Source organism: Streptomyces sp. enrichment culture (genome assembly GCF_964273255.1).
Classification (GTDB): Bacteria; Actinomycetota; Actinomycetes; order Streptomycetales; family Streptomycetaceae; genus Streptomyces.
This window is the reverse complement of sequence record NZ_OZ186835.1, coordinates 4874634-4886685: the sequence shown is the minus strand read 5'-3', so window position 1 is coordinate 4886685 and position 12052 is coordinate 4874634. Positions and strand designations below refer to the sequence as shown.

Below are 12052 nucleotides of genomic sequence, written 5' to 3'. Positions count from 1 at the left end.
GCCGGAGCGCACCACGTACGTCGACCACCGCGCGGGAGGGCGCACAGATGCACGAACTCGGAGGGCACCGCCTCCTGCACCGGGTGGGCAGCGGGACGCTCGGCCACACCTACCTCGGCATCGGGCCGGACGGACAGCGGCGGGCGGTGAAGGAGGTGCACACCGACTGGGGCGCGCCGCGGGAGGCCGGGAGGCGGATCGAGGAGGTCCTGCGCCGCTTCGCCCGGATCCGCGACACGACTCAGGACGTCACCGTGGCCCGGCACACGGTCCACGCCGTCGGCGGATACGACCCCGGGGCCGACCGCGCCTGGGTCGCCACGTCCTGGCTGGGTGACACCACGGAACCCGGCGGCAGCGGCCCCGCGGTCTCCCTCGCCGACGTGCGGCATCCGCTCCCGGCCGGGGCCACTCTGCACATGATGTACCAACTCGCACAGCTGGCACGGCAGTTGCACGAGGCGGAACTCTCCCTCTCCGGCCTGAAGCCGTCCAATCTCTTCCTCACCTCCCGCGGGCCGGTGGTGGTCGACGTCCATCTGGCGCTGGCATTGCGCGAGTTGCTGCACGACCGGTCCTCCACGAACCCGGAGCCGCACCACGCCTTCCTCTGGGCGGACCCGGCGTGGCTGCCGCCGGAACTCCGCCGGTTCGGCTCCCGGGCCCGCACCGCGGGCAGCGTCCATGCGGTGGGCGCGATCGCCGTCTTCGCCTGCACCCGCACCCCGCTGCGTCCCGCCACGGACGCCGTCGACGCGCTGACGCACCACCGCAGCACCCGCCGGCGGGCCGAGGAGGCCCTCGGCCGCTGGGCCGTGGACCACGGCAACGTGGCGCTCAAGGTGAAGAAGACGGCGTTGCGCTCGGTCCGGCACCGCCCCTGGTCCCGGCCCGGTCCCCGGCGCCTGGAACGGATCATCGCCTCCCCCCTGTGGGGCAACCACCACCGCAAGGAGTACCGCAGGGTCTGGGAGGAGGAGATGCGGCGCCTGCTGCGCACGGACCCCGGCCACGGCGCCCCCGCTCAGCCGCCCGCGCTCCGGGTGCCCCCCGCCCCCGCCCCCTCCGCCGCCCCTCCCGGCGGGCGGCGGGCCCCCGTGGTCTCCGCGGCCAGCACCCTCCCGGGCGGGACGTTCCGCGACGCGGCGGCCACCGGACACGCCGCCGGGCACACCGCCGCCACGGCCGGGTCCCGGGGCCCGGCCACCGTCCGGGACGCGTCGTCACCCGGGCACCCGGCCCCGTCGGCGGCCCCGGGTCCCCCGGACACCGCCGTGGACAGGACGCCGGCCCCGGCGCACCACGCCACCGGCGCCGCCGGGCGGACACCGGAGCCCGTCTGGACCATCGAGACGGACGGCCCCCTGCTGGCACCGCCCCTGTCCCTCGGCAGCCTCCTGCTGCTGACGTGCGGGAGCGAGGCCCACGCGATCGACACCGCCACCGGCAGCCGTGAGTTCGACATCGTCCTGCACGGAACGGCCGAATCGGCGCCGGTCCGCTGGGACGGCCGGATGTGGTGGGCCCTGCGGGAGGGCGCGCTGAGCGGACACGACCTGAGCGACCCGCACGGCGTCGTCCGCCTGGAGCTGCACGGGGATCCCGGCCCCCACACACCGGTCGTCCTGGACGGCCGGCTGTGGACGGGCACCACCGGCGGCCTGTTCGAGTTCCGGCCCCTGGCGTCCTCGGAGGGCGCCGGACGGCTGCTGCCCCGGTGGGACGAACCCGTGGTCTCCCCCCTGGCCACGGACGGGATCCGCCTGTGGGTCCCCACCGAGCGCGGCGGCCTGACGGCGGTGGACCCCTCCCGGGGCGAGGTCCGCGGCCCTCACCCCGCCTTCGACGCGGCGGGATGCGCGGCGGCCCTTCTCACCGACGGCGCGTACATCGGGGACGCGACCGGTACGGTCCGCCGGCTGAACACCGAGGCGACCACGCGCGGCCAGTGGCAGGTCTCGGCCCTGCCGGTCACCGCGCCTCCCGTCCCCCACGACGGCCTGCTCCTGGTCACCGACCACGGGGGCACCGTCACCGCGCTCTCCCCCGGGGACGGCACGACGCGGTGGCGCGCCGCCACGGACGGCGACGGGCAGCGGGCCGTGGCCGTGCTCGACGGCGTGGTGCACGTGTGCGGCGCCCGCGCCGTCCGGCGGCTGGACGCGGCGACCGGCCGGGAGCTGGAGCCGCTGACCCGGGACGGCGCGGCCCCCACGAGCGTGACCGTCACCCCGGACCACCTGCACGTCGGCTTCGCCGACGGGCGCCTGAGCACCTGGCTGCGCCAGGGCTGAGCCGCGCCGCCGACCCGTCATCGACCGTCCGAGCAGAAGGGCGCCAGCACCGTGTACGAGGCAGAGATCAGCCGGGCCAACCCGGCGTGCATCGTGTTCCTGATCGACCAGTCCAGTTCCATGCGGGCAGCCATGCCCCACACGAGTCAGTCGAAGCAGCTGGCGGTGGCCACAGCGGTCAACACCCTGCTCCGCGAGCTGATCCTGCGGTGCGCTCGGGGCGTGGACGAGGTCTGGGACTTCTTCCACGTCGCCGTCATCGGCTACGGCGCCCAGGTCGGCCCCGCGCTCGGGGGCCCGCTCTCCGGCCGCGACCTCGTGCCCGCCAGCGCTCTCGCCCAGGGCAGCCTCCGCACCGAACGGCACGTGGTCACCGAGACGCTGCCGAACGGCACGTCCACCGACCACGTCGCCGACCTGCCCGTCTGGCTCGAGTCCGCCGCCTCGGGCACCACGCCGATGTGCGCGGCGCTGGAGTACGCGCACAAGGTCGTCGACGGGTGGGTGACCGAGCACCCCAGCGCCTTTCCCCCCATCGTCCTCAACGTCACGGACGGCGAGTCGACGGACGGGGACCCGGCGGGCGCCGCCCAGCGGTTGCGGTCCCTCGGGACCGAGGACGGCAGCACCCTGCTGTTCAACCTCCATCTGTCGTCGGACATCGCCACGCCCATGGCGTTCCCGAGCACGGACGACGGGCTGCCCCCGGCGGGCGTGAAGCTGTTCTCCATGTCGGACGTCCTCCCGCCGGACATGCGGGAGACCGCCCTGGACCTCGGTCTGCCCGTCCAGCCGGGAGCACGTGGCTTCGTCTTCAACGCCGGCATGCAGGCCCTGATGCTCTTCCTGAACGTCGGCACACCGTCGTGATCCGGGGCTGCACCCGGCTGCAGGCGCCCAAGTCCCGTCTGCCGGCCGACCGGATCGAGGACGCGGCTCATACGGCGCTGCCCGCGCCGGGAGGCGCGGGCGAGGCCCGCCTGGCCGTGGCGGACGGCAGCAGCGGCTCGGCGGAAAGCGGCTGGTGGGCACGGCAGTTGACGCGTGACCTGTGCGCGGCTCCCGGCCGGGCCTTCCGGGACGGCCGGGCGTTCCAGGACGTCGTCGCCCTCGCCGCCCTGCGGTGGCCCAGCCACCGCAGGGCCGTGGCCGGGAGCAGGCGGCAGCTCTCGCTGCCGTGGCTGGCCGCCCAGCGTGCGGCGAACGGACCGGCCTCGGCCCTCCTGGGCGTCCGCCTGCTCCCGCCCGCCGCCCCCACCGGCCCCGGCGGACCGGTGAGCGGGGTGTGGCAGGCGGTGGCGGTCGGGGACACGTGCCTGTTCCAGGTCCGGGCCGGCCGGCTGGTGGGTTCGGTCTGCCGGCTCACCCGGGTGCCGCAGCTGGTCAGGGTGCGCGGTGTCGTGCCCCCTCCCGGCCCGGTGCTGCGGGAGGGGGGCTGGGAGCCGGGGGACGTGTTCTACCTGACGACCGACGCCCTGACCCGCTGGTGGGTCCGCCTCGCCGGGGACGGCGGCCGGCCGTGGGAGACCGCCGAGGAGCTGTGCGCCGCCCCGGACCGCTTCGCCGGCTGGGTGGAGGCCCAGCGCGACCGGCGGGCGCTGCAGGACGACGACGTGACGCTGCTCAGAGCGGAGTGCCGGCCGTGACCGCGCCACCGGTGGGGCGCCCCACCCTCGCCGAGTACCAGGCGGCCGTGGCCCGGCTCGACCAGTGCGGTGACGACCCCCTGCTCAAGCGGTGCCGGCCCGAGCTCGGCGCGGACGGCCTGCCCGGCGCGGACGGCGGGTCCTTCGGCGCGGTCTACCGGCTGCACGACCCGCTGTACGGACAGGACTGGGCGCTGAAGTGCTTCCTGCGGGCCGAACCCGACCGCGATCACCGGTACCGCGCGATCGCCGCCTGTCTGGCGGGCGCCCCGGGCACCTGGCGGACGGAGGTCCGCTACCTGGCCAAGGGGCTGTGGGCGCGGGAGCGGTGGTGGCCGGTGGTGCTCATGGAGTGGGTGACGGGGGCGCGCCTGACCGACTGGATCGACGCGCTGCTCGACGAACGGCCGGAGCAGGCGGGTGCCGAACTGCGGCGTCTGGCGCACCGGTTCGCCGGCGCCGTCCACCGTATGCACCGGTCCGGGATCAGTCACGGCGATCTGCAGAGCGGCAACGTGCTGGTGACCTCCGACACGCAGGTGCGGTTCGTGGACTACGACGCGATGACCGTTCCCGCCTGGTCGGCCCGGCCGCGCGAGGACGGGCACCCCGACTTCCGCCTGCCGCGCGAGACGGAGCGGGGGCCGGACGGCGCCACCGCGATGCGGCACACGGCGAGCAGTTCGACCCGGGCCCCGTTCCACGATCAGGCGGCGCTCGTGGCGCTGCACCGGGACCGTTTCCCCTCGCACGTCATCCACGCCTCGCTGGTGATGCTCAGTCACGACCTGTCGCTCTGGGAGAGGCTCCACCAGCCGGGCGCCGACCATCTGCTGGTGTCCCGTACGGACTTCCGTGACCCGGCCGGGTCGGAGCGCTGGCCCGTCCTGCTCGACCACCGGCGCCAGGAGGTCCGTTCCACGGCGCGCAGGCTGAGGGACCTGCTCGACACCCCCGCCGGCCGGCAGCCCGATCTGGAACCGCAACCGGAGGTCACCCCGGCGACGAGCGTGCGGACGGGCATGATGTGGCGCTCCCGGACCGGTGCCCCGGCCTCGACGCTGCCCTTCCTGGACCTCGGCCTGCTCGGGGAGCACGCCGGGGCCGGGGCGGCCCGGGGGGCCTCCCCGGCCCCGCCCGGTGCGGCGGGCGTCCCCCGGTCACCGGGCCGCCCGCAGCCGCCGGACGGCCCGGAACCGCCGGGTGCCCCCGATCCGTCGGGTGCCCCGGACCACTCGGGTGTCCTGGGTCCGTCGGGTGTCCCGGACCACTCGGGTGTCCCGGATCCGTCGGGCGGCCGGCGTCCGGCGGGCCCGGCGGGGGACGCCGCCGCCCTCGCCGGGGCCGGCAGCGTGTCCGGCCCGCCCGACGACGGTTCCGGGCACTCCCCGGCGTCCTTCCGCCCCTTCCTGCTGCCGATGTGGCAGGTCGTCACGGCCGGGGGCGTCCTGTTCGTGCTCCTGGCAACCGTCGTGTTCATGATCGTCATGAGTCTGGACCCCGCCCGCTGACCCCGCGTCCCCCGGCCGCTCCCGCGAAGGGTCCCGGGGTCAGTCGTCCGCCGGGTACTCGACCGCGACGACCAGGGCGCTCGCGGACAGCCCGCCCGCCTGGGCGACGATCTGGTAGAAGCCGGGGGTGTGCACGCGGGCCCACGCCGTCGAGGTGCCGGGCTGCCCCATCACGGGGGCCGGGTGCATCCGCGCCACCACCTCACCGGTCTCGGCGTGCACCAGCCGGCAGGCGAGGGCGCTCGTCTGCGCGCCGGTGACGGTGAGGCTCCAGTCCCGGTCCACGACGACCTCGGACGGCGCGGTGATGCCGAAGGACGGCGCGAGGGAGGCGACATCGGCCGGGGCGTCCGGTCCACCGGACCCCGGCCGGTCCGTCAGGATCTCCCGGATCAGGTTGATCACCGTGGCGCTGGTGGCGAGCGAGTTGTGATGCCCCACGACGGGCCGGTACGCGGCCGGTCCGGTCGGCCAGGCGGACCGCGTCGGCACCACGCCGTCACCGCCCTCGTCCACCAGCACCGGCTGCCCCTGTCCGTCGCGCAGCGGCGTCCCGTCGTCGCGCAGACGTGGCACGTGGGTGAAGAACTGCACCGTGCCGTCCTGGAAGGTCATGCTCTGCAGGGTGGCCTGCTCCGTGCCGGCGACGGCGTGCACCCGCCACGTGGCCAGGGACCTCCGGCGCCGCGCCTCCTCCGCCGCCTCGGCGAGCTCCGCGTCCCCGCCGACCGCGGCGACATCGGCGGGCGTGAGCCGGCGCAGCCCTCCGTCGGGTGTCCGCACGCACCGGGTGCCGGGCAGCAGGTCGTACAGGCCCGGCATGGTGCGCGCGGCCGGGCCGAGGGGGTTGCGCAGCGTCCGCCGCCGGCCCGGGGCGGACAGCAGCTGCAGGACGCCCGGGATGCCGTGGAAGGGGGTGCCGACCGTGATGACGTCCCGGGTCCGCGCCGCCAGTTCCGGGGAGGCCGCCAGGGCGGCCTGGACGACGAGGCCGCCCATGGAGTGGGCGACCAGCACCAGCTTCGGCCGGTCGGCGGGCGACCGGACCGCGGACGCCCGCCGGGCCGGGTGGGCCTTCCACAGCGCCAGGTGCCGCAGCGCGGCCTCGGTGAAGTGGCGCGCGGTGTCCGCCACCGACAGCCGCCAGTCGTAGGGGTGTTCCAGCACCGCGTCGTCGTGCAGCACCACGGAGCGGATGCCCTCGACGAGGCCGTGGTACGGAGCCTGGCCGCCCACCAGCGGCAGCCACGCGAGTTCCGGGAGCAGCCGCTGGGCCCGCAGGCGCTGGGTGCGCCCCTCGCGCTCCGCCCGTGTCACCGTGAGGGCGGAGCGCGCGGGGGCGCGGCGGCCGGTGCTCGGCAGACCCACCGGGAGCTGGGGGAGGGTGGTCGAGGCGAGCAGGCGCAGGAAGCCGACCCCCGGCCAGACGGCCCTGCCGTCTCCGTCGGCCTCCACCAGGGTGCTCCCCCCGATGCCCGGCAGGACGATCACCGCGTCCCCGGTGTAGGGGCGGTCCACCTCGTGCCGGTAGGAGTCGATGAGAGCCCGGTGCCACCGAGCGACGCTGTCGCCGGAGGCGGCCACATAGTCGCCGATGGCGGCCCCCCGCCCCACGCTGCTCACACTGCCCCCGCTGCCGGCCACCGCCTCGAACGGCCCCGCCGACGGGTCGGTCTCCGCCGCTCTCCTGGGCACCGCCCGCCCCGGGGCGCCGTCCCCCGGCCGCACCGGCTCGGGGCGCGGGGTGGCGACGACCTCCCCGGTGAGCGAACCGAGCCGGGCGTCGTCGGTGCCCTCGCTCCCGCCGACGCCCAGGGACCTCGCCGTGTCGGTCACCAGGCGCGGCATCGCGTCGCCGATCTCGGCGGCCAGTTCGCGGATCAGCAGGGGGTGACGCCGATGGGCCCGCAGGGTCAGCGCGTCGACGCGCGCCAGGGTGTCCTCCCGCAGGCGGATCGCCTCCGGGCCGTCTGAGGTTCCGGCACGCCGGTGGGCGCGCAGCTGCGCGGCGGCCACCGACAGCAGCCGGATCTCCCCGCCCGGCCGGTCGGTGATGCGGCGGGCCTGCGCCAGCAGCTGCAGGGCGTCGTCGAAGCGGCCCAGGTCCTCGCAGGCCCGGGCTCCGAGCAGGGCCACGTCGACGAAGACGTCGGGGTCGGGTGCCTGCCGCGCCAGCGTCCGGGCCCGGTCGAGCATGAAGTAGGCGTCCGCGGGGCGGCGCTGGGCCATGCGGGCCCGCATCCCGAGCAGGGTCAGGTCCAGGTCTCCGGCCACCAGGTGCCGGCGTTCGCCGAGCACGCGGACCACCCCGTCGGGGTCGTCCGCCGCCAGCAGTTCCAGGCCCACGCGTGCCGCCTGGCGGCGCCAGGTGTCGTCGTCCGCCTCGGCCCGCAGCAGGGCCGTCGCCGTGGTGCCCAGGCGCTCCATGAGGTAGCTCTGGGCGCGCGGCGGCAACTCGTCCATCGCGCTCTCCAGCGCGGGCCCCGCCTCGTCGGTCCACCGCTGGTCCAGGGTGCGCGTCGCCTGGGCCAGCGCCAGCCGGTGGTACAGCTCCTCCACCCTGATCTCCGTCCGGAGACGTCCGGGGGCGTCCCGCGTGCCGAGCCGCTCGTAGTGGCGCACGGCCCGGCGGTGGATCCGGTCCATGGTCCGGCGGTGCTCGACGCGGATCATGGGCAGCATGATCCGGCGGACGTCGCTGCGGTGCACCGCGGCGTCCCGGCCGGGCACCTTCTGCACCAGGGTGGCTTCGGCCACGAAGGCCGCGAACAGCCGTCGGGCCCGCTCGTCGTCCACCCGTCCCAGACCGCACGGCTCGGCCAGCACGTCACGGATGATCTCCGGGCTGAGGACGCGGACGGCGAGGCCGGGGCTGGCGAGGCGGCGCAGGTCCGGGTCCTCCAGGTGATCGAGGATGCGCCGGTAGAGGACTCCCTGCAGGGTCTCGGCACCCACCTCGGACAGGAGTTCCGCGCGCAGCTGTCCCTCGGTCAGGGTGCCGGCCCCGTCCCGCCGGATCAGGGCGGCGGCCAGTTTCAGGTTGAGCGGGCTGGTGCCGACGATGTCCAGGACCTCGTCGAGGTCGAGTACGGGTCCGTCGCCGTCCGTGGCGTCGGCGCCGTCCGTCAGCCGTTGGTGCAGAAAGGCACGGGCGGTTCCGGGGTCGAACCCCGTCAGCGGCAGTTCCTCGAAGGCGTCGTTCGCGAAGGGCGCCCGGCCCGCGGCCAGCACCCGGAGGCCCGGGTGGGCCCGGTGCAGCAGGTGCAGGAAGTCCAGCAGCCGCCGCACGGCGACCGGCCCGCTGCGCTGCACGTGCTCGACGGCGTCCAGGGCGAGCAGCCACCGCGCCCCGGTGTCGCCGGTGATCGAGGTGACGAGGGCCGCCAGGGCGTCGACCAGGGTCTGTTCGTCGCGCCGCCGGGCGGTGCGGCCGCCGAGGGAGCCCTCCTCCGACCCGCTGAGGCGGTCGGCGGCCAGGGTGACCTCCAGCTCTCCGGCCAGCTCCGCCGCCTCCCGGGCGAACTCCGGGTACAGCAGGCCCAGTTGGCGTACCACCTCGGCCGCCAGGGTGAGCGGTCTCACGGCGACCAGGTCGTGCCGGTCGAAGGTGAGGTAGAGGCAGGGGGTGCGGCCGGGGGCCCGGTGCGCCGGCCGCCGGGAGCCGGCGTCGCGGTCCAGGACGAAGCGGGCGAGCAGGGTCGACTTGCCGACCCCGCCGGGCCCTTGCACGAACAGCCACCGTCCGTGGGCCCCACCGCGGGACGCCCCCCGTCCGGGCACGGCGCTCGGGCCGTCCGCCGCATCCTCGGCCCGGCCGCCCCGCCCGCCGGCCGGGTCCCGGGTGCCGCCGGGCGGGGTGCCGGGCCCGTCGAGCAGGGCGTCGAGCCGGGCGAGTTCGTCGCGCCGCCCGGTGAAGGTGGCATCGGCCAGGGCGTGCAGCGGCTGCAGCAGCCGCGCCCGCCCCATGGCCCGTTCGACGGCGTGTGGCTCGGGCAGGACGACACCCTCCCGGGCCAGGCCCGCGCGGGCCCGCGGGGCGTCCTCGAACCAGCCGACCACCGTCAGTGCGGTGTACAGCTCGTCGTAGCCCTGTGCGCTCAGGGGCGGGGCGGCCCTCCTGAGCAGACGTTCGCTCCACGCCCGCGCGGGGTCCCCGGCGTCCGGCGCCGCCACGGCCGCCGACAACAGCCGGTCACGGGTGCCCAGTTCGTCCAGGGTGCGGGCCCGGACGTCCCGGTCCAGGCACCAGCGGCGGCCCCGGGACGTCGTGATGCGCAGGCAGTCCTCCAGGAGGAAGTCCTGCAGGGCCGCGTCCGCCTCCCGTGGCCCGGCCAGGTCGCGTGCGGTGAACGAGCCCAGCAGGACGGTGCGTTCCCGCAGCGAGTGACGGTCCGCGGCCGTCCGCTCCGGAACCCCGCCCCCGGGTGGTGTGCCCGTCACGTGGCTCACCGCCCCCGGCCGTACTGCTCGCGGGCCCAGGAGGCGGCCGCGACCTGGAGCCTGTCGGGCACCGGCAGGGGGGCGTCGGCGACGACGTCACCGCCTCCGGCGCTGTTGCTCAGTTCGTTGGCGAGCCCGAGGACCTCCTCGTCGTCCGCCGGGCGGCCGGCCTCCCGGGTGACCGCCGCCACGTACGCGTGCAGGTCCCGGCCGAGGAGGGGCCCGAACTCCTCGTGCGAGACGTAGGGATACAGGTCGGACGGCAGCCAGCCGTCGTAGGCCAGCAGCACGATGCGGAGACGGTCGGCCATCTCGTCCTCGACGACGGCCGTCACCAGCCGGGTCAGGGCCCGGAGGGCGGGCTCGGTGAAGCGCACGGACTGGGAGTCGTCGATCACCAGCCAGTGCCCGTCCTTGGCGTCGCAGCCTCCCCGCGCCCCGTTCATCTGGTGCTCGATCAGGTGCACCAGGCGGCGGGCCTGGCTGTCCTCCGAGGTGTGCGGATCGATCGTCAGGGGCCACCCGAACAGCTCCTGAAGGGTGTCCGCGATGTCCTTGACCCGGGCGGGAGAGAGGTAGTCGCTCATGCGGATGCGGCGGCAGTCGACCCGGTGGCTGCCCAGGACGTGGGCGATCAGGTACCAGCTGTGCGTCCGGCCGACGCGCCGCGGCCCCTGTACGGCCAGCACCCGTTTCCCCTCGCCGGTGACCATCTTGTGCAGTGTGCTCCGGAACGACACCCGGTTGAAGAAGGCACGCTGCCGGTTGCTGACCAGATGGGCCGCGCTGGGCTCCGCCTCCGGCGCCGAGGGCTCCTCGGTCAGCAGGTACCCGAAGACCGGGTACGCGGCGGTGTTGACGTCCGACGCGGCCCGCGCCACCAGGGTGCGCAGGTGGCCCCCGGCGGCGGCCTTCTCCAGCGCCTCCGGCCACACGTCCGCCATGCAGGTGTCCCAGTGGATGTCGGCCGCCCTCAGCCCCGCGCCGACGATCAGCTCACGGGCGGTCCGCTTCTCCGGGTACACGGCGGTGAGTGCCTTGAGGAGTTCCTTGGCGCGCTTGTCGTCGAGGTGGAACGCGCCTTCGTCGAGCAACGCGGTCATCGGCTCACACCAGCGCCTTCCGGACGAGTCCTTCGACGACCCGCTCGATCCGGATGCCCTCGTTGCGGAACTCGGCGGGCTGGTCGGCCCCGCCGATCCGCCGCCACCGGCGGTGCAGGGCGACCGGCCGCCAGTGGTCGTCGAAGACCGGCGAGCCGGACGAGCCCTTCTCCGTGTCGGTCCAGTACTGGATCACCGTGTCGTCCACGTGCCGCACCACGTTGTGCCGGGCGGCGAGCTTCTTCACGGCACCGTTCGGGTGCTGGATGATGTACACCCGGTCGTCGACGGCCACTTCGGCAGGGTCCGTCAGGGACACCCGGACGGCGTCCTCCGGCAGTCCCTCGGCGGCCCGCACCACCGCCCAGTCGGGTCCCGCCTCGCCGACGGCGGACGCCGGGTCGCAGGGCACCACCCGGTGCTCCCGGACCCGCCCGTCGAGGTCGGCCTCGTACCCGAACCACGCCTCCACGGCGGACGGTGCCCGTCCCTCGGCGTCGAACAGCACGTGGTGGTTGGTCAGCAGCAGGTCGTCGGTGATCCGGAACCCGGTGCCGTGGTACGGGGACCCGTCGGCCGACGTGACGAGCAGGCGGCACACCGCGGTGGCCATGCGCGTCCCCCTGCGCAGGAAGTCCACGTCCTGCAGGGTGCTGGACCGGAAGATCTGCCGCTCCTGGGCGTCGGGGTCCGTGAAGTGCGCGAAGTCGCCCGGCCCGTCCCGGCTCCCGGGGGCCGCGAGGACCGGACGCGCGTCGAGCAGTTCCCGTACGCGGTCGCCGGCGGCGCGGTCCGGGCCGGCGACGACGGCCTCCAGCAGGGGCCGCAGCCGCTTCTGGTTGCTCGCCACCCCGATGAGGTCGAACCAGACCGTCATGACGGGGCGTTCCCAGTCGACGTACCCGGTGTGCACCCCGGCCGCCTTGGCGAGTTGTTCGGCCCGGCCCGGCCGGTCGTACACCGCGGCCAGCAGGTCGCGCAGTTCCAGCGCACCGGGCGCGGTCCAGTCGAAGGGCACGTGGTCCACGAAGTGGGTCATGGTCTCTTCACTCGTTGTC

7 protein-coding genes are annotated in these 12052 nt (G+C 75.6%); 4 read left to right on the top strand and 3 right to left on the bottom strand.

Going from position 1 to position 12052, the window contains the following annotated elements; genetic code table 11:
- Nucleotides 1–47: 47 nt before the first annotated feature.
- From ACSU53_RS21150 to ACSU53_RS21135, 4 genes are read left to right on the top strand one after another with little or no spacing between them, the layout of a single operon-like run.
- Entirely contained in the window at nt 48–2294 is a 2247-nt protein-coding gene (locus ACSU53_RS21150; protein WP_437029966.1) for an outer membrane protein assembly factor BamB family protein, read from the top strand.
- 51 nt (nt 2295–2345) lie between these two features.
- Complete coding sequence (locus ACSU53_RS21145) at nt 2346–3164, top strand: VWA domain-containing protein (RefSeq protein ID WP_437029964.1); 819 nt, start codon at nt 2346–2348, stop codon at nt 3162–3164.
- Nucleotides 3161–3940 carry a hypothetical protein gene (locus ACSU53_RS21140; RefSeq protein ID WP_437029962.1) on the top strand — a complete coding sequence of 260 codons (780 nt, stop codon included), beginning with the start codon at nt 3161–3163 and terminating at the stop codon, nt 3938–3940. Before ACSU53_RS21145 ends, ACSU53_RS21140 begins: the two co-directional genes overlap by 4 nt.
- Nucleotides 3937–5451, top strand: coding sequence for a hypothetical protein (locus tag ACSU53_RS21135; RefSeq protein WP_437029960.1), 1515 nt, complete (start codon nt 3937–3939; stop codon nt 5449–5451). The genes ACSU53_RS21140 and ACSU53_RS21135 overlap by 4 nt, the downstream gene beginning before the upstream one ends.
- Before the next feature lie 39 nt (nt 5452–5490).
- On the opposite strand, the gene ACSU53_RS21130 is transcribed toward ACSU53_RS21135, so the two are convergent.
- Genes ACSU53_RS21130 through ACSU53_RS21120 form a run of 3 tightly spaced genes read right to left on the bottom strand, consistent with a single transcriptional unit; the run spans nt 5491 to nt 12033 of the window.
- Complete coding sequence (locus tag ACSU53_RS21130) at nt 5491–9891, bottom strand: lipase/acyltransferase domain-containing protein (RefSeq protein ID WP_437029958.1); 4401 nt, start codon at nt 9889–9891, stop codon at nt 5491–5493.
- A 5-nt stretch (nt 9892–9896) separates the two neighbouring features.
- Nucleotides 9897–10994, bottom strand: coding sequence for an effector-associated domain EAD1-containing protein (locus ACSU53_RS21125; RefSeq protein WP_437029957.1), 1098 nt, complete (start codon nt 10992–10994; stop codon nt 9897–9899).
- Between the two features lie 4 nt (nt 10995–10998).
- Complete coding sequence (locus ACSU53_RS21120) at nt 10999–12033, bottom strand: trypsin-like peptidase domain-containing protein (RefSeq protein ID WP_437029955.1); 1035 nt, start codon at nt 12031–12033, stop codon at nt 10999–11001.
- Nucleotides 12034–12052: the final 19 nt, after the last annotated feature.

What these genes read in the sequence shown, in the direction of transcription:
- ACSU53_RS21120 (WP_437029955.1), bottom strand. Translation starts at nt 12,033, where the DNA reads ATGACCCACTTCGTGGACCACGTGCCCTTCGACTGGACCGCGCCCGGT.
- ACSU53_RS21125 (WP_437029957.1), bottom strand. Translation starts at nt 10,994, where the DNA reads ATGACCGCGTTGCTCGACGAAGGCGCGTTCCACCTCGACGACAAGCGC.
- ACSU53_RS21150 (WP_437029966.1), top strand. Translation starts at nt 48, where the DNA reads ATGCACGAACTCGGAGGGCACCGCCTCCTGCACCGGGTGGGCAGCGGG.